25 protein-coding genes and 1 pseudogene are annotated in these 26,898 nt (G+C 41.8%); 15 read left to right on the top strand and 11 right to left on the bottom strand.

Going from position 1 to position 26,898, the window contains the following annotated elements; genetic code table 11:
• The 3 genes and pseudogenes from VB620_RS06505 to VB620_RS06495 form a co-directional block, all read left to right on the top strand.
• Window positions 1-170 (top strand): annotated as a pseudogene (locus VB620_RS06505) (photosystem II D2 protein (photosystem q(a) protein)); the annotation flags it as partial.
• Window positions 154-1,542 carry a photosystem II reaction center protein CP43 gene (psbC, locus tag VB620_RS06500; protein WP_323195327.1) on the top strand — a complete coding sequence of 463 codons (1,389 nt, stop codon included), beginning with the start codon at window positions 154-156 and terminating at the stop codon, window positions 1,540-1,542. The pseudogene VB620_RS06505 and the gene psbC, both read left to right, overlap by 17 nt.
• 125 nt (window positions 1,543-1,667) lie before the next feature.
• On the top strand, window positions 1,668-1,853 hold the full coding sequence (locus VB620_RS06495) for a PCP reductase family protein (RefSeq protein ID WP_323195326.1): 186 nt from the start codon (window positions 1,668-1,670) through the stop codon (window positions 1,851-1,853).
• 13 nt (window positions 1,854-1,866) lie between these two features.
• On the opposite strand, the gene VB620_RS06490 is transcribed toward VB620_RS06495, so the two are convergent.
• The 4 genes from VB620_RS06490 to VB620_RS06475 all read right to left on the bottom strand — a co-directional run bounded on the left by VB620_RS06490 (window position 1,867) and on the right by VB620_RS06475 (window position 6,488).
• Window positions 1,867-2,409, bottom strand: coding sequence for a shikimate kinase (locus VB620_RS06490; RefSeq protein ID WP_323195325.1), 543 nt, complete (start codon window positions 2,407-2,409; stop codon window positions 1,867-1,869).
• A gap of 294 nt (window positions 2,410-2,703) precedes the next feature.
• Entirely contained in the window at window positions 2,704-3,417 is a 714-nt protein-coding gene (locus VB620_RS06485; RefSeq protein ID WP_323195324.1) for a LapA family protein, read from the bottom strand.
• Window positions 3,418-3,510: 93 nt separating this feature from the next.
• On the bottom strand, window positions 3,511-4,131 hold the full coding sequence (locus VB620_RS06480) for a flavin prenyltransferase UbiX (protein ID WP_323195323.1): 621 nt from the start codon (window positions 4,129-4,131) through the stop codon (window positions 3,511-3,513).
• Between the two features lie 17 nt (window positions 4,132-4,148).
• Window positions 4,149-6,488 carry a ribonuclease R family protein gene (locus tag VB620_RS06475; RefSeq protein WP_323195322.1) on the bottom strand — a complete coding sequence of 780 codons (2,340 nt, stop codon included), beginning with the start codon at window positions 6,486-6,488 and terminating at the stop codon, window positions 4,149-4,151.
• 1,397 nt (window positions 6,489-7,885) lie between these two features.
• Here VB620_RS06475 and VB620_RS06470 point away from each other — a divergent pair.
• The gene (locus VB620_RS06470; RefSeq protein WP_323195331.1) at window positions 7,886-8,743 is read left to right on the top strand and encodes a hypothetical protein; all 858 of its coding nucleotides are present in this window, start codon (window positions 7,886-7,888) and stop codon (window positions 8,741-8,743) included.
• Window positions 8,744-8,882: 139 nt separating this feature from the next.
• On the opposite strand, the gene clpP is transcribed toward VB620_RS06470, so the two are convergent.
• Window positions 8,883-9,491 carry an ATP-dependent Clp endopeptidase proteolytic subunit ClpP gene (gene clpP / locus VB620_RS06465; protein WP_323195321.1) on the bottom strand — a complete coding sequence of 203 codons (609 nt, stop codon included), beginning with the start codon at window positions 9,489-9,491 and terminating at the stop codon, window positions 8,883-8,885.
• Window positions 9,492-9,650: 159 nt separating this feature from the next.
• Between clpP and VB620_RS06460 the strand changes: the two genes are divergently transcribed.
• Complete coding sequence (locus tag VB620_RS06460; RefSeq protein WP_323195320.1) at window positions 9,651-11,711, top strand: thioredoxin domain-containing protein; 2,061 nt, start codon at window positions 9,651-9,653, stop codon at window positions 11,709-11,711.
• 239 nt (window positions 11,712-11,950) lie between these two features.
• On the opposite strand, the gene VB620_RS06455 is transcribed toward VB620_RS06460, so the two are convergent.
• The 4 genes from VB620_RS06455 to VB620_RS06440 all read right to left on the bottom strand — a co-directional run bounded on the left by VB620_RS06455 (window position 11,951) and on the right by VB620_RS06440 (window position 15,926).
• Window positions 11,951-12,919: an FTR1 family iron permease gene (locus VB620_RS06455; protein ID WP_323195319.1), complete on the bottom strand. Its 969-nt coding sequence runs from the start codon at window positions 12,917-12,919 to the stop codon at window positions 11,951-11,953.
• Between the two features lie 165 nt (window positions 12,920-13,084).
• A complete protein-coding gene (locus VB620_RS06450; protein WP_323195318.1) occupies window positions 13,085-13,519 on the bottom strand; it encodes a ferritin-like domain-containing protein in 435 nt (144 codons plus the stop codon).
• A 252-nt stretch (window positions 13,520-13,771) separates the two neighbouring features.
• Window positions 13,772-14,773, bottom strand: a complete 1,002-nt coding sequence (locus tag VB620_RS06445; RefSeq protein ID WP_323195317.1) for a ComEA family DNA-binding protein — start codon at window positions 14,771-14,773, stop codon at window positions 13,772-13,774.
• A 157-nt stretch (window positions 14,774-14,930) separates the two neighbouring features.
• The gene (locus VB620_RS06440) at window positions 14,931-15,926 is read right to left on the bottom strand and encodes a multicopper oxidase domain-containing protein (protein ID WP_323195316.1); all 996 of its coding nucleotides are present in this window, start codon (window positions 15,924-15,926) and stop codon (window positions 14,931-14,933) included.
• Window positions 15,927-16,088: 162 nt separating this feature from the next.
• Between VB620_RS06440 and VB620_RS06435 the strand changes: the two genes are divergently transcribed.
• From VB620_RS06435 to VB620_RS06395, 9 genes are all read left to right on the top strand, one after another.
• A complete protein-coding gene (locus VB620_RS06435; protein ID WP_323195315.1) occupies window positions 16,089-16,865 on the top strand; it encodes an energy-coupling factor ABC transporter permease in 777 nt (258 codons plus the stop codon).
• On the top strand, window positions 16,852-17,154 hold the full coding sequence (locus VB620_RS06430) for an energy-coupling factor ABC transporter substrate-binding protein (protein WP_323195314.1): 303 nt from the start codon (window positions 16,852-16,854) through the stop codon (window positions 17,152-17,154). Before VB620_RS06435 ends, VB620_RS06430 begins: the two co-directional genes overlap by 14 nt.
• A 3-nt stretch (window positions 17,155-17,157) precedes the next feature.
• Complete coding sequence (gene cbiQ, locus VB620_RS06425; RefSeq protein WP_323195313.1) at window positions 17,158-17,943, top strand: cobalt ECF transporter T component CbiQ; 786 nt, start codon at window positions 17,158-17,160, stop codon at window positions 17,941-17,943.
• A gap of 42 nt (window positions 17,944-17,985) precedes the next feature.
• On the top strand, window positions 17,986-18,816 hold the full coding sequence (locus tag VB620_RS06420) for an energy-coupling factor ABC transporter ATP-binding protein (protein ID WP_323195312.1): 831 nt from the start codon (window positions 17,986-17,988) through the stop codon (window positions 18,814-18,816).
• Between the two features lie 464 nt (window positions 18,817-19,280).
• Window positions 19,281-20,204, top strand: a complete 924-nt coding sequence (locus tag VB620_RS06415; protein WP_323195311.1) for an energy-coupling factor ABC transporter permease — start codon at window positions 19,281-19,283, stop codon at window positions 20,202-20,204.
• Entirely contained in the window at window positions 20,197-20,850 is a 654-nt protein-coding gene (locus tag VB620_RS06410) for an energy-coupling factor transporter transmembrane component T family protein (protein ID WP_323195310.1), read from the top strand. The genes VB620_RS06415 and VB620_RS06410 overlap by 8 nt, the downstream gene beginning before the upstream one ends.
• Before the next feature lie 7 nt (window positions 20,851-20,857).
• Window positions 20,858-21,622, top strand: a complete 765-nt coding sequence (locus VB620_RS06405; protein ID WP_323195309.1) for an energy-coupling factor ABC transporter ATP-binding protein — start codon at window positions 20,858-20,860, stop codon at window positions 21,620-21,622.
• An 83-nt stretch (window positions 21,623-21,705) separates the two neighbouring features.
• Window positions 21,706-22,185, top strand: a complete 480-nt coding sequence (locus VB620_RS06400) for a hypothetical protein (RefSeq protein WP_323195308.1) — start codon at window positions 21,706-21,708, stop codon at window positions 22,183-22,185.
• 137 nt (window positions 22,186-22,322) lie between these two features.
• The gene (locus tag VB620_RS06395; RefSeq protein WP_323195307.1) at window positions 22,323-22,976 is read left to right on the top strand and encodes a DUF1361 domain-containing protein; all 654 of its coding nucleotides are present in this window, start codon (window positions 22,323-22,325) and stop codon (window positions 22,974-22,976) included.
• Window positions 22,977-23,123: 147 nt separating this feature from the next.
• On the opposite strand, the gene VB620_RS06390 is transcribed toward VB620_RS06395, so the two are convergent.
• Both VB620_RS06390 and VB620_RS06385 read right to left on the bottom strand, forming a co-directional pair.
• The gene (locus tag VB620_RS06390) at window positions 23,124-23,669 is read right to left on the bottom strand and encodes a hypothetical protein (RefSeq protein WP_323195306.1); all 546 of its coding nucleotides are present in this window, start codon (window positions 23,667-23,669) and stop codon (window positions 23,124-23,126) included.
• Window positions 23,670-23,926: 257 nt separating this feature from the next.
• Window positions 23,927-26,224 (bottom strand): putative PEP-binding protein, encoded by a 2,298-nt coding sequence (locus VB620_RS06385; RefSeq protein WP_323195305.1) that lies wholly within the window; start codon window positions 26,222-26,224, stop codon window positions 23,927-23,929.
• A gap of 114 nt (window positions 26,225-26,338) precedes the next feature.
• Between VB620_RS06385 and VB620_RS06380 the strand changes: the two genes are divergently transcribed.
• Window positions 26,339-26,788, top strand: coding sequence for an MgtC/SapB family protein (locus tag VB620_RS06380; RefSeq protein ID WP_323195304.1), 450 nt, complete (start codon window positions 26,339-26,341; stop codon window positions 26,786-26,788).
• Window positions 26,789-26,898 lie beyond the last annotated feature (110 nt).

The raw sequence follows: 26,898 nt of genomic DNA, 5'->3' as shown, positions 1-26,898 counted from the left end.
ACTTCGTTTCCCAAGAATTACGGGCAGCAGAAGACCCAGAGTTTGAAACTTTCTATACCAAAAACATTTTGCTGAACGAGGGTATCCGTGCTTGGATGGCTCCTCAAGATCAGCCTCACAAACAATTCGTATTCCCAGAGGAGGTTCTCCCACGTGGTAACGCTCTCTAATAGACCTAATGTCTTAGGTGGTGGACGTGACCAAGAATCCACAGGCTTTGCTTGGTGGTCTGGTAACGCTCGTTTAATCAACCTATCAGGTAAACTACTTGGCGCTCACGTAGCCCATGCTGGTTTGATTGTATTCTGGGCTGGAGCAATGACTTTGTTTGAAGTCGCTCACTTCATTCCAGAAAAGCCTATGTATGAGCAAGGCTTAATCCTGCTTCCTCACCTCGCCACCCTTGGATGGGGTGTTGGTTCTGGTGGAGAAATTTTCGACACCTTCCCATACTTTGTTGTTGGTGTACTCCACCTAATTTCTTCAGCTGTCTTGGGTTTTGGCGGTATCTATCATGCCGTGCGTGGCCCAGAAACCTTAGAAGAGTATTCCTCCTTCTTTGGTTATGACTGGAAAGACAAGAACAAGATGACTAACATCATCGGCTTCCACCTGATCATCCTGGGATGTGGTGCATTGCTGTTGGTACTGAAAGCCATGTTCTTTGGCGGTGTGTACGACACCTGGGCTCCTGGTGGTGGTGATGTTCGTGTGATTACTAACCCCACATTGAACCCTGCTGTTATCTTCGGTTATCTGATTAAGGCTCCCTTCGGTGGCGAAGGTTGGATTATCAGTGTCAATAACATGGAAGATATCATCGGTGGTCACATCTGGATTGCCTTAATTTGTATTTCTGGTGGTATCTGGCACATTTTCACCAAGCCTTTTGCTTGGGCGCGTCGTGCGTTCATCTGGTCTGGTGAAGCTTACCTTTCCTACAGCTTAGGTGCGTTGTCTTTAATGGGCTTCATCGCCTCTGTTATGGTTTGGTTCAACAATACCGCTTATCCTAGTGAGTTCTTTGGTCCTACAGCTTCAGAAGCTTCTCAAGCGCAAGCTTTGACCTTCTTGATTCGTGACCAACGCTTAGGTGCTAACGTCGGTTCTGCACAAGGCCCCACAGGTCTGGGTAAATACTTGATGCGATCGCCTACCGGTGAAATCATCTTCGGTGGTGAAACCATGCGCTTCTGGGATTTCCAAGGTCCTTGGTTAGAGCCTCTACGCGGTCCTAACGGTCTTGACCTGGATAAAGTGAAGAATGATATTCAGCCTTGGCAAGCTCGTCGCGCTGCTGAGTACATGACCCACGCTCCTTTGGGTTCTTTGAACTCTGTGGGTGGAGTTGCTACCGAAATCAACTCCTTTAACTATGTATCTCCTCGCGCTTGGTTAGCTACCTCTCACTTTGTGTTAGGTTTCTTCTTCCTGATTGGTCACTTATGGCACGCGGGTCGCGCTCGCGCTGCTTCTGGTGGTTTTGAAAGAGGAATCAACCGTGAAACTGAGCCAGTTATGTTTATGGAAAACCTTGACTAGGTTGCCAGTTTTGTGTGATTTCTGAAAATAAAATGCTTTGTTTGCCCTTGTTTCAGGACAGGGGCTTTTTTCATATGTACTGCAATGTGACAAAATCAAAATAGTTGCACAAGCAATAAATAATTATGAACGATTCAAATTTCACCGATTCTTTGCGCTGGACACCAGAAGCTAAGGCAAAATTACAGAATATTCCTTTCTTTGCCCGTTCCCAAGCTCAAGCCCGTATCGAACAGTTAGCACGTCAAGCAGAAAATAAGGTTGTAACGGCAGATTTGGTTGAACAGGCTAGGCTGGAATTTGGACAATAGCCAGGCTCAATGTTTAATGAGGAACTTGTGGTTTGAGAACGCTGGGAATTGTTTCGATGATTCTGTGGGCAATTTCTGCGGGTGTATCTTCTGCTGTAACGGTGATTTTGAGATCGGCTTGAGAGTAAAGAGGTGTGCGTTTTTCCAGGAGCGATCGCAATTTGCCTTGGGGATCAGGATCTTGTAATAATGGTCTGGTGCTATCTTCTGCTAAACGACTGTAGAGTAATTCCACTGGCACATCTAACCACACAACTAAACCGTGATGTAAGTAACTCCAATTTTCTTGCCGCAACACGATACCTCCACCTGTTGCTATCACCAACTTGGTATAAGCACATACCTGTGCTAAAACATCGCTTTCTAACTGGCGAAAAGCGGGTTCACCTTCTTCGGCAAAAATATCATTTATACTCCTTCCAGCTAATTGAGTAATTACACTATCAGTATCTAAAAATCCATAACCTAGATTGTTTGCTAGTAATTGTCCTACAGTGGTTTTACCAGCACCCATCATGCCAATTAAATATAAGTTAATTCCTTTTAATATACTCATTACCAATGCTTCTGCTCCAATTAGACTTGACGTTAATATATATAGCAACCTCTAAGGAGGTGAGGACACAAAAAGATAATTAAACCCTTAAAGTTAGCGAGTTTAAAGTTTATTTCCTGATTTTGTAATTAGGGCTTTAGCCTTTCCAGAACTAGAAAGGAAGCAACAGATAACTCATTATAAACAAGAATTTATTTTACATTTAATTTGGTTTACCTATTACGAAAAATAGATAAATTGAAAATGAGTGTCTCTTCCCAAGGGAGACGCTAAAAAAAATCTGAAAGTCCGAAATTACTTTGATTTGGGGGAGTCTTCATCTTCAAAATCGTCATCTTCAAAAAAGTTCCAATCGTCTTCATCATCGCCGAAATTATCAACTTCATTTTCATTATTTGGTGGTTGATAAGGGGGGATGATTACCCGGTAGTCAGCATCATAAACAGATTCAGTTTTACCAACGGCAGTATTTTCTGGCTGACGATAGTTGTAGGAATAAACCGAACCAGATTGAGAACTGCTTTGAGGTGTTTGTGGGCGTTCGTAGGTTTGAGAGTCTCGCACTGGGGGAGTTTGATTACTTGGGGTAGGTGCTTCTGTTTCCTGTTCATCAAAGTCCCAATCATCATTGGTACTATTATCAGTATCCCAATCATCAAAGGCTTTACTTGTAGGGGACTCTGTTCTACGAGGTGATGGGGAAGGTCTTTCAGGGGGCGGTTGAAATTTTTCTCTGGGTGTCGCGGAGGTGCGTGGTGAAGTTCTGGTTGATTTATATGGTTTTTGCTGTTGTTCTCCAAAATAATTTGATCCCTTGAGCAAAGTAGTAATAAGTAGGGATGTGGCAGCACCAGCCGCAGTACTGAAAAAGATCCACATTGCTAGTGGTAATGGTAGAGTCCGCGTACCCAAAAATACGAGTGATAGGACAGGCGACCAATTTTGAACTAACAACAGTGTCAGCATCCCTAGTAATGCCACCAATAAAATTAAGCGAGTTACAGCCATAGAAAAGGCAAAACTAAAAGTTACTCAATCACAGCCAAAGGCAAAAGGCAAAAGTTAGTTGATTTATACTTTTACCTTTATACTTTTACCTTTTTACTTACTACCTTGCCATCTCTGAATGGGAACGCAGTCAATATCTAGTTGATCTAAAGCACGGGCGACCACAAAATCCACTAAGTCCTCGATGGTTTGAGGATGATGATACCAAGCGGGAATGGCTGGTACAATTCTGACTCCAGTTTCTGCCAAAGTTGTGAGATTTCGCAGGTGAATCAGGCTAAATGGGGTTTCACGGGGAACGATGACTAGCTTGCGCCCTTCTTTTATTTGGACATCGGCGGCTCTTTCTAGTAAGTCGGAACTCAAGCCACCTGCTAGCTTCGCCACTGTACTCATGCTGCATGGCATAATGATCATTCCCTGGGTGCGAAAAGAACCACTGGCGATTCCGGCTCCCACATCACCCCAAGGATGGCAGCGTAGTTTACCCCCAACAGCGACTCCGGCTTGTTCTCGCCAGAATTGCTCTTGTGCAAGTGGTTCAGATGGCATTCGAGTTTCCTGTTCGCTGGCCCAAACCATGTAAGTTGATTTAGAGGCAACTAGCTCAATTTCATAATTTGCTGCGAGCAGATATTTGAGGGCGTGAACGGCATAGATTAAACCAGATGCACCAGAGATGCCTAATATAAGGGGTTTGGAGTTGTTTGACACGGGACTAGTGGTAAAGTTTATTCATCGTCTGCATAGTTATCTAAATTGCTGGGGGAGTAAATATCTGATGCTTCTATGTTTGTGGTGTCAACGCCTATTGTTTTAGTGACAATATCACTGTTGACTGTGACTAAATCAATTTGTTGGCGATAGTAATCGACACTTTTCACTTGCACGGCTACGCGATCGCCTAATCTGTAAGAAGCTCGATTTTTGCGCCCAAATAGTGCTTGTTGTCTGGCGCGGTATTCATACCAATCATCTTTGAGAGAACTGACGTGTACTAGTCCTTCTACTCGTAAAGGTACGGTGATTTCTTCTCCTGATGTCGATTCTACGCCGGGGACTTCGATTTCTACGAAGAAACCATAAGATTGCACACCAGTAATTACACCCTGGAATACTTCACCGATGCGCTGTTTCATCAGTTGGGCTTTTTGCAGTCCGCCTAAGTCGGCTTCGGCTTCTTGGACTTCTTTTTCTCGGTCGTTAATCTGGATAATCACCCGATGCAAATCGCTTTGCAGTTCTTGTTGTAGTTCTGGGGGGAGGACGTTCCAGTTAATTTCGTTGTGAGATGAGGAGTGGCGGAGGTTAACTCGCTCTTTCACACGGGTGTTGCGGCGATCGCGCCCGTATTCCAGCAGTTTATAATACACTCGTTGCATGAGCAAATCTGGGTATCTTCGTAGAGGAGAAGTACAGTGAGTATATTCCTCTAGTGATAAACCAAAGTGTGTGCTTTTAGTAGTGCTATAGCCAGCTGGCTTGAGTGTGTCTTGTAAGAGATAGGTGAGAACTTGCTCTGATGGCGATTCTGCAAAAGCTCCGGTGAGGTGCTGATAATCTAAGGGTTGCAGTTCTACCTCTGGTTCTAGTGTGAGTTCTACACCTAAGTTGATGGCTAATTTCAGCATTTCCTGCACATCTTCGGTATCAGGTGTACCTTGGACTCGCCAAATAGCTGGAATCCCTAAAGCACTGAGATGTTTAGCCATGAGTTGATTAACTAATAGCACCAACTCTGTCAACAGCGATCGCACTGGTAAATCATTCACCAATACTGCCCCTAAAAGCCCCTCATCATAGTAAGGATTTTGGTTAGGTGGTAAGTTCAACTGCAAGCTACCCCGATCTAAACGGGTTTGTTTGACTACCTTTCGCAATGTTTCCAAGTCTTGCAGAATCTCAATTACCTTCGGCGATTGCTCTTGAGATTCACCTGTGAGAATGGCTTCTGTTTCTTGGCGACTCAGTGCTGTATCGACATTGATAATACTGGGTTGAATTTCCCACTCCAAAACCTCTCCAGACTCTGGATCAATAGCAATTAAGAAAGACAGAGCTAGGCGATCGCTTCCGGGGACAAATGAACAACGTTCCGCCACACCTTCCGGTAACATTGGTAGCAATAAATCCCCCAGATATACGGACTTACCCCGCTTCGCCGATTCCCGATCTAAAGGTTCGTCAGGCTGGACATAATGGGCAACATCAGCGATATGAAAGCCTAAAAGCCAATGTCCCTCTGAGGTTTTTTCTAAACTGAAAGCATTTTCAATAAACTTTGTTTCAAAATTGATACCGGCGATCGTCAAGGTATATAAATTGCGTAAATCCAGTTTGTCTTTGAGGTCTGCTTTCAGTAACCTTTTGGACAACTTAGCTGCCGCCTCGACCACAGAATCAGGGAAACTACGAGACAGGTCATGTTTACAAGTTACTAAATCTATATCAGCAGCAGCCTCGGCATCACTACCCAGGATTTGGACAACTCGACCCAAGGGGGGACATTGTGCTAACGGATAACGCAGAACTTCTACATGGGCGAGATGATCAATGGCTTCTTCTAACTTCATCCCATTGGTTTGGATTTTGAGTTCAAACAATAGTCGATCATCTAAAGGTACAGCCCTAAAACCGCTTTCTACTGGCTTAATTCGTGCCAATAAAGTGTGGTTAGAACGTTCCAGGATCAGCTTAACTTCCCCTTCTGGAGAACGACGACGACTACCTTCTTTCAGGACTCTCACCAAAACGCGATCGCCATTCCAAGCATTACTCAGATGGCTTTCACGAATATAAATATCCTCCGCCCCTTCCACATCTTGAATAGCAAAGCAAAAGCCCTTACTAGAACAACGCAGCTTGGCTTCAATTACACCTTCTTCTGCCACCCGGCGATATTTACCGCGTTCTTTTACCAGAATTCCGATTTTTTCCAGAACTTCCAAGGCAATGTGAAGTTTTTGTAAACTAATTTCATCCTCGCAACCCAGTTTCTTTTCCAAAACCTTACGAGCTACCAATTTATCATCAGTGAAATTGGCAAGGAGTGTAGCGATAGAAAATTCCATGCAGTGAACCGACCTTTGGTCAAAACATCATTTTTGATTTAATCTGGCCCTTTCCTGTATACCCTCTCCCAACGGGAGATGCTGCGTGAACACGGCTTACAGTGACTAGTGCTACTACACAGAAGTCAAAAGACCTTTTTTATCTGGTGACTTTTCAGGTCATGAGGAAAGATTATCCCATAACCTAACCCCCTAGCCCCTTTCCTACTAGAGAAAGAGGAAAATTTAAACTGTTTCTTCTTTCAGCAAAGTTAAAAGAAGGGTGTTTTAGTTTCCATAAAAAGTCAGTTTTCTTGGCAGTTTCCGACTTGTTGTCAGATAGTCGGTCATTTCTGCCTAACTGCACTACTAGAAAACTAATTGCCTAGAGGCAAGGTTCCTGTTTCCAGGTTACAAACAGCCGCTTTGGATCTACGAACCTCGCACTGCACAATCATCTGGTGAGTTCCTCTGGATACAAGCCCCTTCAACTAACCCAACCTAATACATTACACCTGATGGGAATTTAGCCACACTAGGTAAATACGCAACGAGTTTTTCAGTAGATGGGTTGGGATAACTCTTAACGTATACCACAAGTGCCACCAAGGGAAACTACTAGTGTTTGATTGTGTAGATATGGGGTAATTTTACACCATGAGACTCAAATGTATAAGTAGGATAAACTGTCCGTAAATTTGATTTTACTATATGTATAGCAACCACTAAGGAGGTTCAGACAAAAACAAATCATAAAACCTTTGTCATTAAGAAGTTTCCTGGCTATTCTCTGTTCTCTTTGTTACGTTTTTTGTTGTCAACTGCAAGTAGGTCATTAGCCATCTCATTAGTAATTCCCACTCCAGTACTTTGATACCAATTATTTATGAGGCTGCATATTATTTCTACCTCTCCAGTTCTCTCCTTGCAAGCGGAGAGAAGTCACAAGGATGGTTTCCCTCCGGGTGAAATTTTTCTTCGGAAACGCCAAGGGCGAACGGGGGAGGGTTAGAGTGGGGTTCTTTGTCTGCATCTTTATATTAAATTGATATGACTTGATTCAGACCTCGATAGAAAGGAAACTTCGGTGATAATTTTGGATATAGAGTTGGTTAATCAGTATACCATTCAAATGGTAGTCATCTAAAGCTACTGAAGCAACAGTGACTGCTACAATCGGGACACAACTGAGTGCTGAGTGCTGAATCCTGAGTCATCAATTAGGAAAAAACTGTTATGGCAAACGCCAAAGAAGAGAGGAAACAATAATTAAACCCTTACAGTTAGTTACTCTCTTTCCCACTAGCGGCCAGGGAAAACCTGTTCCCCGCTATATTTTTTTCTTTTTGAACACACAGGAAAAATCATTCCACTTTTTGGTAATCAAGCAGATTTAAATTGGTGACAGTATTATGTTGATGTTAGCTCAATTCCAGAGCTTGTATCCTAACGGCAGTATTATTACTGAATTAGTGCAAATTTTCCAAGGAAAATATATTGTCCGATGTTCAGTACAAATTGAAAACGTCACCCGTGCTACTGGTATGGCAGGGGCAGAAACCATAGAAGCAGCAGAAGACAAAGCCCGAACTAGAGCTTTAATGGTTTTAGGTATCAGTAATTCTCCACAGCGATCGCCAGAACTTGTTACCTCAGAACCATCCCCAGTGCATTTAGCTCCTCCTATTAACCCCCCAGACAAGAAATGGCCAGATACTTATCAAACTAAGGATTCCCTATTTATCGATGAAGACTTTGGCAGTAGCCAGTGGACATCCCCAGATGCAAGAGAAATATCTCTACCGTCTCCAAAGAAACATAATCTCAACACAGAATCAGTAACAACTAATTCACATAAATTCGACACTGGGGATATTGAAAGCCAAGATTTCCATCCAGATATTCCCGTAAATCAAAACCGAAATCCAGGATTTGATACCCCATCAGAAAACCAGCCGGAACATCAGTTACTTTCAGGGAATTTTGCCAGCAATGTCACCCCATTTACACCCCGCAATTACACTAGTCCGACCGATAATTTCAGTCATCAAACAGGTCCAGGTCAGGAAAATAACAGGAGTGAACCAGTGGATTTATCGGATGTGATTGCAAAAACAGATGTTGAACTTCAGCGCTTAGGCTGGACAGCAGAACAGGGAAGAGAGCATTTAATTAAAACCTACGGGAAGCGAGGACGCATTTTGCTCACAGAAGAAGAATTATATGGATTCCTGAAACATCTAGAATCTCAACCGGACCCAGTAGCAGGATTTTGATTAGGGATTGGGGAGTGATAAGAGGCAGAGGGGCATGGGGCAGAGGAGAATAGGAAAGATCCTGAAACACAGTGAATAATTACTATTTGGTTTCAAACTCCCCTCGCTTCCCTGCTTCTTCCACCCCTGCTTTTACCTACTAATTAACAGCAACAGCTGGACGGCTACCGGCAGCATGACGATCAATAACTTCGTCAATCAAACCATATTCCTTAGCTTCCTCTGGAGACATAAAAAAGTCCCGTTCGGTATCTTCAGCAATACGCTCGATGGGTTGCCCAGTATGTTCAGCTAAGTATTCATTTAGCCGTTGCTTGTGGTATAATATCTCCCGCGCTTGAATTTCAATATCAGTGGCTTGTCCCTGAGCGCCACCCAAAGGTTGATGAATCATAATCCGGGAATGGGGAAGACTCATTCGCTTACCTTTAGCACCTGCACTGAGAAGGAAAGCACCCATACTTGCCGCCAATCCAGTACAAATAGTACAGACATCTGGACGGATGTGTTTCATGGTATCAAAGATACCCATACCAGCCATTACCGAACCGCCAGGAGAATTAATATACAAATAAATGTCTTTCTCCGAGTCTTCAGAATCCAAGAATAGTAGCTGGGCGACAATCAAATTAGCAATCTCGTTATCAACCTGTTGTCCTAAAAATACGATGCGCTCACGCAACAGTCGTGAGTAAATATCAAAGGCGCGTTCGCCTCGTCCCGATTGTTCAACAACGATAGGAATCATGCTGCGTGCTTGTAAGTATCTTAATTTTATATCTATCTTATCGGCTAGGTCATTTTCCTGCCTGGAGGGTAAGAAATTTCTGTCGAGTTTTTTAAGTAAATAGGATGCTTGGTTCTTAGGTTAAACTGAGCAAAGAAGGCAACTATTGATTTTAAAATTATGACTAACCGCCTTGCTGAGGCTAAGAGTCTCTATCTCCGCAAACACGCTGAGAACCCAATTGATTGGTGGTCCTGGTGTGATGAAGCTCTTGCAACTGCAAGGGAGCAAAATAAACCCATTTTTCTCTCTATTGGTTATTCTAGTTGCCACTGGTGTACTGTCATGGAAGGTGAGGCTTTTTCTGACTTAGCTATTGCTGAGTATATGAATGCTAATTTTTTACCTATAAAAGTAGATAGGGAAGAAAGACCTGATATAGATAGCATCTATATGCAAGCTTTGCAGATGATGAGTGGTCAGGGTGGTTGGCCTTTAAATGTATTTGTATCCCCAGATGATTTAGTCCCTTTTTACGCTGGAACTTATTTTCCTGTGGAATCGCGTTATGGTCGTCCGGGATTTTTACAAGTTCTCCAAGCTTTGCGCCGCTACTATGATACGGAAACGGAAGATTTAAACCAACGTAAAGCATTAATTGTTCAATCTCTTGCTACCTCTGCGATATTGCAAGAAGATGGGGAAGCAAGTCAAGTTGCGGAGGATGAATTACTTCACCAAGGTTGGGAAATTAGCACTGGGGTAATTACTAGTAATCAATCTGGTAATCGTTTCCCGATGATTCCCTATGCAGAATTAGCTTTACGGGGGACTAGATTTTTGTGGACATCCCGGTATGATGGCAAAACAATTTGTACTCAACGGGGACTAGATTTAGCTTTGGGTGGTATTTATGACCATGTGGGTGGTGGCTTTCACCGTTATACTGTTGATCCCACTTGGACTGTGCCTCACTTTGAAAAGATGCTCTATGACAATGGTCAAATTTTGGAGTATTTGGCAAATTTATGGAGTGATGGCGTTAAGGAACCAGCTTTTCTGAGGGCGGTGGCTGGTACTGTGCAATGGCTTGGTCGGGAAATGACGGCGGCGGAAGGTTATTTTTATGCGGCGCAAGATGCTGATAGTTTTACTAGTCCCAGGGATGTAGAACCGGAGGAAGGCGCTTTTTATGTCTGGAGTTATAGCGAACTTGAACAGGTATTAAGTTCGGAGGAATTAGGAGAATTACAAGAACAGTTCACGGTAACTCCTAATGGGAACTTTGAAGGTAAGAATGTTTTACAACGTCGCCATCAGGGGGAACTAAGCGCAAGTATAGAAGTTGCTTTGAGTAAGTTGTTTGCGGTGCGTTATGGTGAAAGGCCAGAGTCACTGAAAATTTTTCCCCCTGCTGCGAATAATCAGGAAGCTAAAAGTGGCGCTTGGCCTGGGCGTATTCCGGCGGTGACTGATACGAAGATGATTGTGGCCTGGAATAGTTTGATGATTTCTGGGTTGGCTAGGGCTGGTACGGTGTTTCAAGAACCGTTATATCTGGAAATGGCTGCACAAGCAGCAAATTTTATTTTGGAACATCAGTTTAAAGATGGGCGTTTCCACAGACTGAATTACCAAGGTGAGGCGGTTGTGTTGGCGCAGTCTGAAGATTATGCTTTGTTTATTAAGGCATTACTAGATTTACACGCTGGTTTACCTGGAGAAAAATTTTGGTTAGATAGTGCGATCGCATTGCAAGATGAATTTAATCAGTTTCTCTGGAGTGTAGAATTGGGTGGCTACTACAATACTTCTAGTGATGCTAGTCAAGATTTAATTGTCCGGGAACGCAGTTATGCAGATAATGCTACACCATCGGCTAATGGAGTGGCGATCGCTAACTTAGTCCGTCTTTCTCTGCTGACTGATAATCTCGATTATCTTGATTTAGCTGAACAAGGACTAAAGGCTTTTAGTAGCGTCATGGCTAAAATTCCCCAGGCTTGCCCTAGCTTGTTTACAGCTTTAGATTGGTATCGTCATTCTACTTTAATTCGCAGCACTGTTGACCAAATAAATCCTCTACTTCCCCAATATCTGCCTGTATCGGAGTTTGTGATAGTCTCTGATTTACCACCAGAGAGCGTCGGTTTAGTTTGCCAAGGATTCCAGTGTCTCGCACCAGCAGAAAGTCAACAGCAATTATGGGAGCAAGTGCAACAAAGTCAGACTAGGGGTTAGTCTCATTAGTTGTCAACAATATAAACACTTAGTATTACCTTGTTGCCAATTGATTGAAGACTTGGCTTTAATCAATTGATAATATTACTGTCAAAAAAATAATATTTGTTATCTAAAAAACATTATTTTTCGTATTATTACTGTATACTTAGTTAAAGCTTTTTTATAAGCCTTGTATAGATAATAGCGAGTGAGACAGTTGAAGGTTCTTGATGGAATTGTGTCTCAACTCGCGTTTTTTATTTTTTGGCAGAACTCATGGTTTTTTCAGTTACTGATTTGTTCCGCGAATTTTGAATAGCACCAGTACCGAGACTGCGGAAATATAAACCTCCGACGGTGGCTAAAAATAGAGTATAACCGATGGCTTGTAATACATACAGGTGTTCTCTGTAGCCAAACAAAGATTTAAGAATAATGCCGGGGAATTGTCCATCTGGTAATATCTTCTCAGTATTCCAGACCATTGGCCCCAAAATGCAAGAGTGGACTTTGCTAAAGTGTTCGTAATAGAAACAAATACTTTCTGAAGCTCGACTACTGAGGGCAAGGTTAGCTAAACCATCATCAAAATGTTTTAAGGCGGAAACTACTAACCCGGAAACTATCAACACCAATAAAACGCCCATCACTTGGAAAAACTGGCGGATGTTGATTTTCACACCCAATTTAAATAGTAAGACTCCAATGGCAGATGCTGCGGCTAAACCAGCGATCGCACCAAATGCCGGGACTAATCCTTGTTGAAAGTTAGCAGCAACAAACAGAACGGTTTCAAAACCTTCACGGACAACGGCGATCAAAATTAAACTAAACACGCCCCAACCAGCATTTGAATTTTGTGTCAGTGCTGCTGTGACTGCGCCTTCAACTTGCGCTTTCATAAATTTGGCTTGTTTCGTCATCCAGATCAGCATCCAACTGAGCATAGCGATCGCCAGAACACTAAACACAGTTTCTAGCATTGGCTCAACGACTGAGGTGTATTGAGGATTTACTGCCCCTAATACTTGAATCAACCAAGTAAATAACACACCTATGGCAGCACTAATAATAATGCCCACAGCCACACCAGCATATACCCAAGGATTAAGCCGCGATTGTTTGGATTTTTTCAGTAAAGCAAGAACAATGCCCACAACGAGGGCAGCTTCTACTCCTTCTCGGAGTGTAATGACAAAAGTAGGTAGAGCAGTGCTGAGATTCATAGTTAGGTAATTGTGGGAAGAAGCAGAAGAAGCAGGGGAGCAGGGGGGTGTGGGGAGTGTGGGGGGTGTGGGGGGAAAGATTTTTAGTCCTCAATACCCAATCCCTAGTCCCCAATCCCCCGTACACTGAGCGTAGTCGAAGTGCAATCCCCACGCCCTAATTATTTAGCTGAAATCGCGGAGCATTTTTTTCAGTTCAAGATTATGCATCTCTTCTTGTCCAATCATGCCACGAGCAAATTCTTCGAGATAAATGCTGGCATTGGTGACTGTTTCCAAGAGATTTTTGTACAAATCCAGCGCTTTCTTTTCATGGGATAAGCTTTCAGCCAAAATATCCCTGACTGTGTGCTGGTAAGTTTCTTCCATGGGGGCGATTTTTAGAGAGGGATGTCCGTCTAAACCGGTGAGAATTTCTCCTACCTGTTGAGCGTGAAGTAGAGATTCGCTGGCCTGACCTTTGAAAAAATCTACGATGGGAATGCGATTAGGGCCAGTCACCATCAAGGAATAATGGGTGTAGCGTACTACTCCCGCTAGTTCAAATTCCATGATGGCATTCAGGAGGTCAATGGTCTTTTCGTTGTCTAGCTCTTGCATCTGTTTTTCGTTAAAGTTAAAAATCGGGAGTTGTCAGAGTTGAGTTAAGGGGTATAGTTTCGACAGGTATTTAAAGCCTAAGCTATATATACTGTTAACTCTTAACTATTGCCTCACTTAACATTCATTTTAAACTTCTGTCTCTGCATTACCAATTAAGTGAATGCGATCGCGCCTTTGGCGTGGCTTTGCCAATCGCTTTTAGCGTGGCCTTGCCAATCGCCTTTGGCGTGGCTTTGCCAATCGCCTGGGTTACTGGATTTTTCGGGAGTTTTCTACAATAGTTGTCACCAGTTTAGTCACATCCTCCGGTGTCTTCGCTGCGTTAGCTGGTGGAATAACGCTAGGCCAAGCTGTTTCTAATTCTGTAAAACTAGCTGCGATCGCACCATCTGCTTCGGGATTTGCTGCGGCTACTTGGCTAGAAATGCCTTTATATAGTTCATTGGCGTAGAATACAAAGCCACGAGAATCTTGATATTCAATTGGTTCAAGTATTTTACCATCTGCGATCGCGGCTCCATATTCGGCGTTGGCTGCATCTAGTAACTCGTTAATCACTTGTAGGACAAATCCTGGTTTTGAGCGTTGTTCTGCGGGTAAAGCAGCGATCGCACCATCAACTGCGGCCATAGAAGCGGTTAGATCAGTGTTAACTTTGGCATCTTTGGGATTAGATTTAACAAAATTTTGTAAACTTACCAAAGTTGTCTTAAATTCTTTGACTTGTCGCTCATCTAATTGATCTTCCACATCTACATATATCTCCTCAACTGGATGTCCAATATGAGGTTCTGCTTGTTTTGGCTGATTCTCTTTTAACAATTCTTGTGCTACCAAAAGATGCCCTTTCATTAAACTCAATTTGGTCATGTAGTCTACATCTTTGGCTTCACCTGTAAGTATCACTTCCTGAACAGTAACCGCGTCTTTGATTTGGTCAAACTGTTCCTGAGTAATAACTTTTTTATTCACCAAATCTTCTGGACTCCCATAGGGACGGTTCGCCTGAATTTTATTTGATAATGCGGGGATACCTAATTTGGCTTCAAATTTATCCAATTCCGACAAAATAGCAGTGTTGATATTAATTTGAGATTTACTGCTGTGACCAATGTGGCTCACAACCTCTGTACTTTGGGAACTGGGATTGGGCGTGGATGGGTTTTCTGTAGTTGGTGTACTGTTACAACCACTGAGAGTAACTATTACCGAAGTAGCAATACATAAGCTGACATAACGGAATTTAATCATTTTTGCTCCTAGCAAAATTTTAAGGATCTTAAATAAAACAATTCACAGCACTAAGAACAGTTGGTATAGATTTTACTGTTCTCTAAAATGATATTTTTTATCAATTAATTAGAAAAATATGCTAGAGAATTTAATAATCTTTCTTAATTATCAGTATTCATGTTGGAATAACTTCAAATTGACCCATGCAGCCTTTTTCGGCGATCGCATCCTGATGAGGATGAAACATATAGTTTCCTGGATAGCGAAAAGCAAACTCTAATATGTGCCTTTCTGCGACACCCATCGTAATCACATCCGTTTTTTCACTGGGATTCATAGTCATCCCCGACCGATAGACATCAAAGAAATTCGCGTGGAGATGAAAGGTTACGGCTGGGTCAAATTCAATCATGTTCAGGACATACAGCCGAATCAACTGATCTTGATAAATGGGAATGGGATGATGCATATAATGATCTGGCAAACCGTTAAAGGCGTAGTATTCATTACTGTTATCATCATTCACGTCATAGCCACCCATGACTAGAACTATCTCATCAGCCGGGGGACGTGGTGTTGGGGGATCAATAATAAACATCCCATATAGTCCCTTGGCAATGTGACGAGTAACTGGTTCAATATGGCAGTGATACAGGTGAACGCCGTAGGGTTCCGCATCAAATTCGTAAATTGTCGCACTACCATTTCTGACTGGGCGAATACCATCCATTTCCGCCGGATGAGTGCCATGAAAATGTAAAGAGTGAGAATGTCCGGCTTGGTTAAGAAACAGTACCCGCACGCGATCGCCTTGTTTGGCTCGTAGTGTCGGACCCGGTATCCGTCCGTTTAAATCCCAAATATTGTAGGATACGGCATTATTGAGTTGAATTGTGGAAGTACCCGCAGTTAACTGAAATTCGCGGATATTCCGCCCATTTTCCTGCTTAATTGTCCCATAATCAAACTCTCTGAGCATCTTCATAGGGTGAGCAGCGCTTTCAGTGGTTTCCATCTCCACAGACGGAACTTTTACCTTTAACTGAGGTGACAAATTTAGCAAATGCCAAAGTGTGGCTGCGCCAGTTACCCCAGCACCTGTTAACCCTAGTTTCAGAAGTTGGCGACGGCTCCAAAATTTTTCTTGATTCAGAGCAAAATAATTGGGCATGAAATGATCTATACAGTTGCTAAAAATTGGCAATTAGTTTTATGTATATTATGAGATTCCTATCTTGTTGTCAATTATTATCAACTATTTAGTAAATCTGCTGGAGGGGACAACTCAAATCCAAAAACGTTTAAACTAGATTCTTAAAATCAAATCTATATTATGATTCTCAAATCAAAACTTGGATCACTAATTCTCATCGGGTTTCTCAGCCTTTACTTAGTTGTGGGAGCATCTGCACCGGCTTATGCTATGCACATTATGGAAGGCTACTTACCAGCGAATTGGGCAATTTTTTGGTGGGTGGTAACGTTACCATTTTTGGCTTTAGGATTGCGATCGCTCACTAAAATAACCCAAGCTAATCCAGAACTAAAATTACTGTTAGCATTAGCGGGAGCCTTTGCTTTTGTGTTGTCTGCGCTGAAAATACCTTCAGTTACAGGTAGTTCTTCCCATCCTACAGGTACTGGCTTAGGTGCAGTGCTGTTTGGCCCTTTAGCTATGTCAGTTTTAGGGACACTGGTATTATTATTTCAAGCGTTGCTGATGGCACACGGCGGTTTAACAACATTGGGAGCGAATGCCTTTGCGATGGCGATCGCCGGGCCATTTGCCGCCTACTGGATTTATCATCTAACCAAGCGTCTCACTGGTAAGCAAAGAATCGCCATTTTCTTAGCCGCAGCTTTGGCAAATCTTCTCACTTACATCATTACCTCTGTACAACTCGCCCTAGCTTTTCCGGCTCCTGTGGGCGGTGTTATGGCATCATTCGCCAAGTTTGCCGGCATTTTTGCCATTACTCAAGTTCCTTTGGCAATTAGCGAAGGTTTGCTGACTGTATTGGTGTGGAACTGGTTACAATCCTACACGCCTCAAGAACTTGAACTATTGAAATTAATTAAAGGGGAACCTCAAAGTAATGAATCAGTCTAAAAATGGGTTGAGTAACTGGCTATTGATATTAGCTGTGATTATTTTAGCAGTCGCCCCCTTAATCTTTATCCGTGATGCCGAGTTTGGTGGCGCTGATGGCCAAGCAGAGGAAGAAATTGGGGCAATACAACCGGGATATGAACCTTGGTTTACACCTATTTTTGAACCACCTAGCGGTGAAGTAGAAAGCTTGTTATTCACCTCTCAAGCTGCTTTGGGTGCGGGAGTCATTGGTTATGTGATTGGATTATATAAGGAGCGCCATCGGCAACAAAGGAATAAGGGATAAGGAATGACTCTGCAAATAGATACTTTGGCTTATACGAATCGGTTGAGATGGTTAGCGCCAGAGCAGAAATTATTATTTGCGATCGCCTTATTAATCATCACTGCCTTTGCTCATCCCCCAGTGCAGATATTAATTGCCATCTGGATGAGTATTTGGACAGTGATTTATGCGGGAATTCCCCTAAAAATTTATTTAAAACTAGTTTATATCGCTAGTTTATTTTGGTTAACAAGTTTACCAGCCTTAGTAATTAATGGTGTACATAATAATTACTTAAATATTATCCAAGAAGATGTGATTATTGGGTTTAATCTTAGTTCTTATTATATATACCTCAGTCATCATGGAATTGAGCAAGGATGGACAATTTTAACAAGAGCGATAGCCTCATTGTCTTGCTTATATTTTCTCATGTTAACCATCCCCTTCGCTGAACTTTTACAAACCTTGCGGCGCTTTGGTTTTCCCGTACTATTAACAGATATTTTATTATTAATGTACCGTTTTATTTTCGTTTTATTAAACACAGCTTCCCAACTCTTGACTGCACAAAAGTCTCGTGGTGGCTACAGCACTTTTAAAATTAGCATCAAAAGTTTATCCTTATTAATTGGACAACTACTTAGGCGCACTCTAGAAAACTATCGTCAAGTCTCTTTAAGTTTAGCCTCACGGGGTTTTAATGGTGAATTTAAAGTTTGGCATTCCCAGCGCTATCATCTATCCCCACGCTATGCCATAGAAGCAATTATGGGATGTGTCATTTTAATCGGATTAGCATGGAGTTAGAAACAGAATACATTGCTTCGCCCTTGGGAAAATCATCTAATTATGCAGCAATCATTACTAGAATTTGAGCAAGTACATTACACCTATCCAGGTACACAACAACCAGTATTAAATGGTTTAACCCTAAAAATTCCTGCAAAAAAGAAATGTGCTTTGATAGGTCAAAATGGTTGTGGAAAAACCACAATGTTTTTATTAGCCAATGGTTTATATAAATCCCAAAAAGGTAATATTAAATGGCAAGGAAAACCGCTCAAATATGACCGCAAATCTTTGCTAAATTTACGCCAAAAAGTCGGGTTGATTTTTCAAGATCCAGAACAACAATTAGTAGCCGCCACTGTTGAAGAAGATATTTCCTACGGCTTGTGTAATTTAGGCATACCCACAGAGGAAATTCAACAACGCATTCAGCAAGCTTTAGTTGAGTTTGGCTTAACTGAATTAGCCCAAAGACCTGTCCATCATCTCAGCCTGGGGCAAAAAAAGCGCGTTTCTATTGCTGATGTTATGGTACTAAAACCAGAATTACTATTACTCGATGAACCCACAGCATATCTAGATAGATTGCATACTCGCAATTTAATATCAACCTTAAAAAATATTCATACCTGCGGGACAACAATATTAATGGCGACCCATGACCTAGATTTAGTATACCGTTGGGCAGACTGGGTGTTTGTCATGGATAGAGGACAACTTATATTAGAAGGAACACCACCAGACGTATTTAGCCAACGGGAAATTCTGGAAGATTTACAGCTAGGAGTGCCACTAATATATGAAATATTATTTGCTGAAGGACTAGCAGAAGAAGAGCATATTTTAGCAAATTTACGACAAAAAATATTGCAACTGGGGTGTGAATTTTAGTTTCAAGTATGAGAGAAATTCATTGCTTCTACCCTGAGAATGAAATGTCATATCCCTGGTTAGGTCAAAATAACGCAGTGGGAAAAAAGAATAGAAAGTTTTTCTGGTTTTAAAAATCATCTTCAGGAAAATTTTTATATTTCAACCGATAAGGAAGTTAAGATAAAAATAAATCATGAAACCCTTGCTATTAGCGAATTGTAAGCCCTTTAACTGTGCTGAGGGCAAGAGTTATCTCTGCTATATTTTTGATCGCAGGTAGGTTTTATGAAACAAAATTAAACATTACGATAAATAAGTATATTTCTTCATAATAATTTTATTATTTAACTTATTTTAATTACCAGATCAAATCCCCCAATAGGGCATTGCAAAAGCCAGCAAAATTCTGTTTTCTATTAATGTGATACCGTAATTACATTCTTGAAATTATTTGAGTTCACACATTCAATACAGAGTAGATAATGCATATTCCTGATGGATTTCTTTCAGTTCCTGTAGCTGGAGCTACTGGTTTAGTGAGTGCGGTAGCATTGGTTGTTGCCTGTGGGCGATCGCAAGCTGCTTTTGGTGTCCGTCGCGCCCCTATACTCGGCTTAACGACTGCTTTTATTTTTGCCGCCCAGATGATTAATTTTCCTGTAGCAGGAGGCACTAGTGGTCACTTGTTGGGGGGAACCTTAGCAGCCATAGTTCTGGGTAGCCCTTGGGCAGGGATGTTGTCCATGTCCACAGTTTTTATTATTCAAGCTGTGCTATTTGCCGATGGTGGGATTACCGCTTTGGGAGCCAATATTTTAAATGCAGGAGTAATTGCTGTTTGGGTCGGCTGGGTGTTAACCCAAACCTTACAACGGCTATTGGGAGGTTCTCAAAGTCGCTTACCCCTGGCGGCGGGAATTGCGGCTGCTCTCAGCGTAGTTGTGGCTTCTGTGGCTTGTGCCATTGAGTTAGTGCTTTCTGGAACTGCATCCCCAAGCATCGTTTTACCAACCATGACGGGAGTACATATTCTGATTGGGATTGGGGAAGGCATAATTACTGGTGGTGTGCTGGTTTACCTGGGGAAAGCCAGACCAGATTTGCTCCCAGGGGAGGAGAAGCAGTTTCAAGGTTGGCTGGTTCCTGTTATTAGTATTTTATTAATTTCTGGTGTATTATCTTTGGTGGCTTCAGGCTGGCCTGACGGTTTGGAAAGAGTTGCCGAAAATTTAGGCTTTATCGATTTAGCCGAGAATGTGCGAGTAGAAGTACCAACGCCTTTTGCTGATTACGAAATTAAATCTTTAGGAGTAATTGGTACAAGTATTGCTGGACTGCTGGGGGCTGTGGTCAGTTTTGCGGCGGCTTTTGGGATTGCTAAGGTGGTGAAACCCAAGAATGCTTAAACTTACTTTACCTTTACGGTTACATTTTTCTTTAGTAATTGTGGTGGGCGCAGCCTTGCTACAGTATCATGCTTGGCTTTGCTTAGGGATATATGGGGCGATCGCACTTTGCTGGGGATTAATTTTACGGGTAAAATTGCCTAAGCTGGCAGGATTACTAGGCATAGAATTAGTTTTTCTCTCATTTATGGCATTACCTTTGGGATGGGAACGAGCAAGTTTTTTATTAGTGCGTTCCCTAATTTGTCTAGTTACCATGAATAGTTTTTTGTTAACATTACCTCCCCATAGTTTTGGTATTGCCTTAAAAACATTACCCGCCCCCGCACCAATTAAGGCTAACTTATTATTAGCTGGGCAGTATTTAGAAATTTTGCTGGATGAAGTCACACAGATGCAACGCAGCGCTCAATTGCGGGGTTTAAATGGTGGGGCGGCATGGTTGCGTTATACTAGTGCGGCAATGATTGGAGCTTTATATCTCAGGAGTTTAGATAGGGCGGAGCGAGTATATACAGCAATGATCATTCGTGGTTATGACGGACAGTTACCAGTAGATGGGACATTCAAACCCAAAGAGCGTTTTTTCTTATTCTTAGCTTGGGCGATCGCAATTTCCTTAACTATAACTTCCTACCAAATTTAGTGATATTTTGAAATCTTTGACCTTTGATCCTCAACTTTCCACACATCACCCCCACTCCACAGTGATTGAGGTAAAAAATCTGGTATATGCCTACAGTAACCAGGAACCAGTATTGCAAGAAGTGACCTTTAATTTGAATGCAGGTGAACGGGTAGCCTTAATGGGTGCAACTGGTTCTGGAAAAAGCACCTTATTAGAAAACCTGATTGGATTAAAACAACCAACTGCGGGAAAAATCCTCATTAATGATATTCCCCTAGAACCGAAAACCCTTCCCCAAGTCAGACGTTACATTGGTTTTGGCTTTCAAGATGCCAATGACCAACTATTTATGCCCACTATCTTAGAAGATATTACCTTTGGTCCGCGAAATTACGGTGTTCCCCAAGCCGTAGCCATTGACCGCGCTAGACAATTATTAACAGATTTTGGTTTAGAAGCCTACGCTCACCGTTCCGCTCACGAACTTTCGGGAGGACAAAGACGACTAGCTGCTTTAGCCGCAATTTTAGCCCTAGATCCGACAATTCTGATTTTAGATGAACCCACTACCGGACTTGATCCCGCATGGCGGAGGCGCTTGGCGCAGATATTGTTAAATTTACCAGTGGAAGTGATGTTAATTGCTTCCCATGAATTACATTGGTTGGGGAAAGTGACTCAGCGTGCTTTAGTGCTATCTGGTGGACGCATTCAAATAGATAGTGAGATGCAGCCATTGTTGCAAGAGAAAGAGACTTTAAACCAGTTGGGTTTGCCAGTTGATTGGTAAATTTTTTATCTCTCTCCAGGGATATTTTTATGGGGAAATCAGTCAAATATTAGTAATATGATCGGGATTTTCTCAGAAAGGAAATGGTATTGTCTGTGTGGCGTAAGTTAATTATAATTGCTTCTGTTAGTCTGAATATTGTTTTATTGCTGAGTAGTTGTGACGATAAAGTTACTCAATGTCAGCAACTAATTCAGGTGGTGAATGCTGGTAACTCTTTGATTGATCAAAATAAAGGTGAACAGGTGGTGACTAGTTCACAACTTTCTAGGGATTTACAAGTGATCACTAAATCTTTAACAGAACTGAATTTGTCAGATCCCAATCTGCAAGAATTTCAAAGCAGTTTTGCAACGATATTCGATAATCTCAGTCAAGCGATCGCTAAAGCATCTTATGCACTTGGTACAGCTAAAAGTGCAGAACCATCACCAGCAGGTAGGGAAAAACTTCAACAGGCGAGAACAGAAATTGATACATCTTTAACATTAGCTGAAAGTGCTGGTAAAGAATCTGATGCGTTAGCCGAAGACTTAAATAAATATTGCGGTCAGCCTCAGTAGATATAGGGAACAGTGAATGCTGATTTTCTGGCTATACTAGTTATTTAGTATAGATACTTTAAAATATTAGCCACCTTTTTTGACGATTTTACCGTCCAATTCACAGCATCAGATTTTGTCCTTTACACTTCTTACGAATGAAAGAGGAATTGATCGCCACCTTTTTGCAGATTTTACGCTTTAATATGCGTTGGATGACTTGGAATTTATTTCTAGCTTTTATACCTCTAGCTTTGAGTGTTTGGTTATTTCGCACTCAACGCCGACGTTCTGGGGTTTGGTGGCTAGGATTAATAGTATTCTTGGCATTTTTACCCAATGCACCTTATTTATTAACCGATGTCATTCACTTTATCGAAGATATCCGCCGGATTCAATCTGTGTGGATGATTACCTTAGTCCTAATTCCTATTTATTTGGTAGTGATTTTAGCGGGTTTTCAAGCCTATGTCATCTCCCTCATTAATTTAGGATACTATTTACACCGTATAGGTAAAAGTCAATGGATTTTAGGATCTGAACTCATTACCCATCTACTTTGTGCTATTGGGATTTATTGGGGTAGATTCTTACGTTTCAATAGTTGGGATTTCGTCACTCAACCTGATGCTGTCCTCACCAAAGGGATTGAGGAGTTACTTGGTAGACAGCCTTTAATAATTATTACTATCACCTTTGTCATCCTTTTGGGTTTGTACTGGATTATGAAACGAGTATCTTTAAGTTTTGTGATTCAGCCACAAAATAGTATAAATATTCCAGGAAAAGGAACGAATACTGATCTCTATTAATTGTACTATTCATCTCACCCCCAACCATCTCAATAAAAATCAAGATTTTTCCAGATCAAGGGGGAATTTTAACAATTATTTTCCCCTTAGCTACCTAAATTTTTATTGAGGTATTTCCGCAGAATAGCGCAGATAATTTAATTCACATTAATCTTTATGAGATAGATAGTAAAACATCATACTACTACTTAATAACGCTGGAGGTAATCCCACTAAATAAAGTAATCGTGGACTAAGACTAACGATTAATGCGGACAAACCTATTCCCATTGTCCAGAATATAGCGATTATGCTAACATCTTGGTAGGTTAAAGTAGGTTTTATGCGTTGACTCATTAATCCCATAAAAATTCCTCCTAATATCCCAGAAATACAGAAACCCAATATCAAATAATTAGGGTTAATGGCAATCCCAAACCCTAGAACAAAGGCACTTGCCCAAATAACTATTGTGAGAAATACTTGGAGATAGGTAGTTACCGACTTAAATAATTTAACACCTATTCCTGTTCCCAACCCTCCAATAATGCCAGCAATGAATCCATAAGATAAGTTGGCTATTATCCTACTACTTGGCGATAGCTCTTTAAAGCCCATATAACTAATATAATAAAAAAAGATCCCAATACTTAACCCCACTGTCCAATTGATCAGAATTATAATAGTTGCCAGTATAAATTTACGTGAACCCATAATTACTCTCCAGAGTGTTTGCTAAAAACTATATGCAATCAGGATTTTATCTCTCTTATAATAATTTGATGTAAAAGCGTACAGAATTATAAAATACATCAATATATCCGTCTTTATCTCCGTCTATCTGCGTTCAATTATACTAGATATCTTATGGTCACAAATGACGAATTTGGAATTTTCAAACCTATATAAAACTAAGATTACACCGAGACTATTATTGATTTTATAGCCATAAATAGACAGATAGTAATGGGTTATAAATCTTTCAATTGGTTTCTGGCTGCTGCTAAAATTAGACGTTGTTCAGCACGGGCGATCGCCTGATAAGTCTGTTTCACTGAGTCGGGTTCGACGGAAATAGAAGTAATACCCCATTGCACTAATTGATCAATGATTTCTGGATAAATTGCTGGTGCTTGACCGCAGATTGAACAAGGTATCCCCGCAGTTTTCGCCATTTGGATGAGTTGGGCGATCGCACCCATTAGGGCCGGATGACGTTCATTTAATACTGTGGTAATCTGCCCTTGTTCTCGGTCTACACCTAGCAGTAATTGGGTGAGGTCATTTGTACCAATGGAAATCCCCTCTACACCTGCTTTCACATATTCTGGTAGCAAAAATAGCACACTTGGCACTTCCGCCATGATCCACAGTTGAAACTGCGGTACTTGGGTTAAACCAGCTTGCTGCACCTTGTCTCGACAAAAAGTAAACTCAGCCACACTCCGCACAAAAGGCAACAATAAATTAATATTGCTGTATCCAGCTTTCTGCACATTTGCCAAAGCCCTGAGTTCTAACTCAAAAACTGCGGGATTGCATACATAACTAAATGTACCACGATTACCCAGAGGTGAATTCTCCCCAGATGATGATGGTAACTCATGAGATCGCCAATCTAAAGAACGATAAAAAATCGGTCGCGGCGCAAAAGCACGAGCAAACAGGAGAATCTGCTCAGACCATTTTTCTAACAATTCTCCTTGACGACCACTGACAACCCAACTCTGGGGATGTTTTCCTTCCAGTATATTCAGTAACATTAATTCTGAGCGCAACAATCCCACTCCATCCACAGGGAAACTTTGCACTTGTTCGATTAATCTAGGCTGACTCAGATTAACTAGCAATTCAGTAGAAATCATAGGTAAGTCAGAATTAAAAGGATGGGGAGATGGGGGGAGATTTGGCTGTGTCTCTGCCTCTGGTGGTTGTTCTCCTCTGATGCGATAAACTTCTCCTCTATGGCCATCCATTAGTAGCAGCTCGCTGTTGGGAATCAAAACTGTGGCATCTACGGCATTAACTACGGCGGGGATACCCAATTCCCTCGCCAAAATTGCCCCATGACTAGTTAATCCCCCCTGCTCTGTGATAATACCACCCACGTCTTGTAATAAGGGTAACCAATCTGGTGTAATGCTCGGAACTACTAAAATTACGCCTTTTTCTATTTGTTCTGGTTTATTCTCCACATCGGTAATTACAGTGGCTCTGGCTTTCACCCTTCCCCCTGATGCTCCCAGACCTTTAATGAAGTGTAAATTTGCAGTTGGAGATTGTGGGGAACTGACTTGAGTTAAGTAAAGGTGAGGGTCTGGGGTTTTTTCCGAGATAGTCCATTTAATCGTAAAGTCGCTACCTATTTCACTCACAAGTTGATTCCCCAGAGTGATTACTTGTTGCAGATATTCTTCTGATAGACAGTACTGCTTTTGCTGGGCTTCTGGAAGTACATAAGTCACAATATCAGGATGATCTGCTGTGAAGGTTAGCTTGGGTGAATCCACAGTGGCGAAATTTTTAAAGCCATAGGCAAACATTTTGTTTCCTAGATGTCGGTCGATGACTACTCCGGTTTCTGGTTGGATGTAGTAGAAATCCGGTAAGATGTCACCTTGGGAAAGGGCTAATCCCAGTCCCTGAGTAGCTTGTATTGTCCATAGAGACGAGTCAGCATGAAGGATACCACTGGCGATCGCATTTTCTACTGGTTGTACTAACACCGCTAAATTAATTTGTTGCAGATTAACTCCCGCTCGTCGCCAATAGAGTAAACTCCTCGCCCGAAATAACTGACTCCAGGTGTGTTTTAATGCTAAGGCGATCGCTTCCTCATTGCAGCGACAAAAAACTGCATCTAACAACCCAGAAGTATTTCCTAACCCTGGCTTAATAGGCGATAATCCCAAACTGGGGCGCAAAATTAAATAACTACTTTCCCATTCTCTCCCAGCGTCCAAAATCTGATTCACCAACTGGGGTGATACCGTCCCTGTCATAATTTCCTGACGCAAGCGACTGGCTACCTGTTGGAGTTGTCGCCAATTAGCCACATCTAAATGCAAAGAACAATAGGGTAAATCTGCTACCAAAGCCGAGGTACTATTGAGACTTGCGAGAAATTTTTGAAAGACTGCGGAGGAAAGGACAAAACCAGGTACTAACGGATAGCCACGCTGGATAATTTTACTCAAGTAGAATGCTTTTTCACCTACATGAGAACGGTCTTGCAGTTTAATTTGGTCAAGCCAGTAGAGTTTATCCACTCAATTTGTTGGTTGTCAGTTGTCTTTTTATCACTATGAGTTTCTCTTCCTGGTATATTTTCAGATATTATTTACTGAGAACCCACCACGAAGATTTCCGGGAATTTATCGCTATTGTTAAACACCTACTACCTTACACCTGATGATTCGCTGAATCTCATATTTAGGCTATGTCTGGCTTTGTTAATCGGTTCTATCATCGGTATGGAACGCCAATTTAAACATAAGCCAGCAGGTTTGAGAACTCATATGCTAGTCAGTTTTGGCGCAGCAGTGTTTATAATTATACCTCTGCAAATAGCCTTAGCGCCGACGAATCCTGATGCACTCAGTCGGGTTATTCAAGGTGTTGCAACTGGCGTGGGATTTCTGGGGGCTGGAGAAATTGCCCGCCAATCTTCCCAAGAATCACAACGCATTAAAATTCACGGACTCACATCAGCCGCATCCATTTGGGTTTCTGCCGGTTTGGGGTTGGCTGCTGGTTGTGGTTTGTGGCAATTAGGATTAATTGGTGCTACCTTAACTTTCCTTGTTCTCAACACATTTAAAAAATTAGAATAAAAAATCATAAATATAGGACTTCTATTTGAGTTTTGAATAACCTCAGTACAAGATCAAAATCCCTACTCCCCACACCTCCCACACCTCCCACACCTCCCACACCTCCCACA

Source organism: Nodularia harveyana UHCC-0300 (genome assembly GCF_034931085.1).
GTDB classification, from domain to species: Bacteria; Cyanobacteriota; Cyanobacteriia; order Cyanobacteriales; family Nostocaceae; genus Nodularia; species Nodularia harveyana.
The sequence above is the reverse complement of the archived record's forward strand: the minus strand, read 5'-3'. Positions and strand labels throughout refer to the sequence as shown.

Bases quoted from the DNA above. Each gene is read 5' to 3' on its own strand.
- VB620_RS06415 (WP_323195311.1), top strand. From the start codon at position 19,281: ATGCATATTCCTGATGGATTTCTTTCAGTTCCTGTAGCTGGAGCTACT.
- VB620_RS06430 (WP_323195314.1), top strand. From the start codon at position 16,852: ATGAATCAGTCTAAAAATGGGTTGAGTAACTGGCTATTGATATTAGCT.
- VB620_RS06485 (WP_323195324.1), bottom strand. From the start codon at position 3,417: ATGGCTGTAACTCGCTTAATTTTATTGGTGGCATTACTAGGGATGCTG.
- VB620_RS06410 (WP_323195310.1), top strand. From the start codon at position 20,197: ATGCTTAAACTTACTTTACCTTTACGGTTACATTTTTCTTTAGTAATT.
- VB620_RS06450 (WP_323195318.1), bottom strand. From the start codon at position 13,519: ATGCAAGAGCTAGACAACGAAAAGACCATTGACCTCCTGAATGCCATC.
- VB620_RS06445 (WP_323195317.1), bottom strand. From the start codon at position 14,773: ATGATTAAATTCCGTTATGTCAGCTTATGTATTGCTACTTCGGTAATA.
- VB620_RS06470 (WP_323195331.1), top strand. From the start codon at position 7,886: ATGTTAGCTCAATTCCAGAGCTTGTATCCTAACGGCAGTATTATTACT.
- VB620_RS06390 (WP_323195306.1), bottom strand. From the start codon at position 23,669: ATGGGTTCACGTAAATTTATACTGGCAACTATTATAATTCTGATCAAT.
- VB620_RS06455 (WP_323195319.1), bottom strand. From the start codon at position 12,919: ATGAATCTCAGCACTGCTCTACCTACTTTTGTCATTACACTCCGAGAA.
- VB620_RS06475 (WP_323195322.1), bottom strand. From the start codon at position 6,488: ATGGAATTTTCTATCGCTACACTCCTTGCCAATTTCACTGATGATAAA.
- VB620_RS06490 (WP_323195325.1), bottom strand. From the start codon at position 2,409: ATGAGTATATTAAAAGGAATTAACTTATATTTAATTGGCATGATGGGT.
- VB620_RS06435 (WP_323195315.1), top strand. From the start codon at position 16,089: ATGATTCTCAAATCAAAACTTGGATCACTAATTCTCATCGGGTTTCTC.
- cbiQ (WP_323195313.1), top strand. From the start codon at position 17,158: ATGACTCTGCAAATAGATACTTTGGCTTATACGAATCGGTTGAGATGG.
- VB620_RS06460 (WP_323195320.1), top strand. From the start codon at position 9,651: ATGACTAACCGCCTTGCTGAGGCTAAGAGTCTCTATCTCCGCAAACAC.
- VB620_RS06495 (WP_323195326.1), top strand. From the start codon at position 1,668: ATGAACGATTCAAATTTCACCGATTCTTTGCGCTGGACACCAGAAGCT.
- VB620_RS06420 (WP_323195312.1), top strand. From the start codon at position 17,986: ATGCAGCAATCATTACTAGAATTTGAGCAAGTACATTACACCTATCCA.
- VB620_RS06400 (WP_323195308.1), top strand. From the start codon at position 21,706: ATGGTATTGTCTGTGTGGCGTAAGTTAATTATAATTGCTTCTGTTAGT.
- clpP (WP_323195321.1), bottom strand. From the start codon at position 9,491: ATGATTCCTATCGTTGTTGAACAATCGGGACGAGGCGAACGCGCCTTT.
- VB620_RS06440 (WP_323195316.1), bottom strand. From the start codon at position 15,926: ATGCCCAATTATTTTGCTCTGAATCAAGAAAAATTTTGGAGCCGTCGC.
- VB620_RS06395 (WP_323195307.1), top strand. From the start codon at position 22,323: ATGAAAGAGGAATTGATCGCCACCTTTTTGCAGATTTTACGCTTTAAT.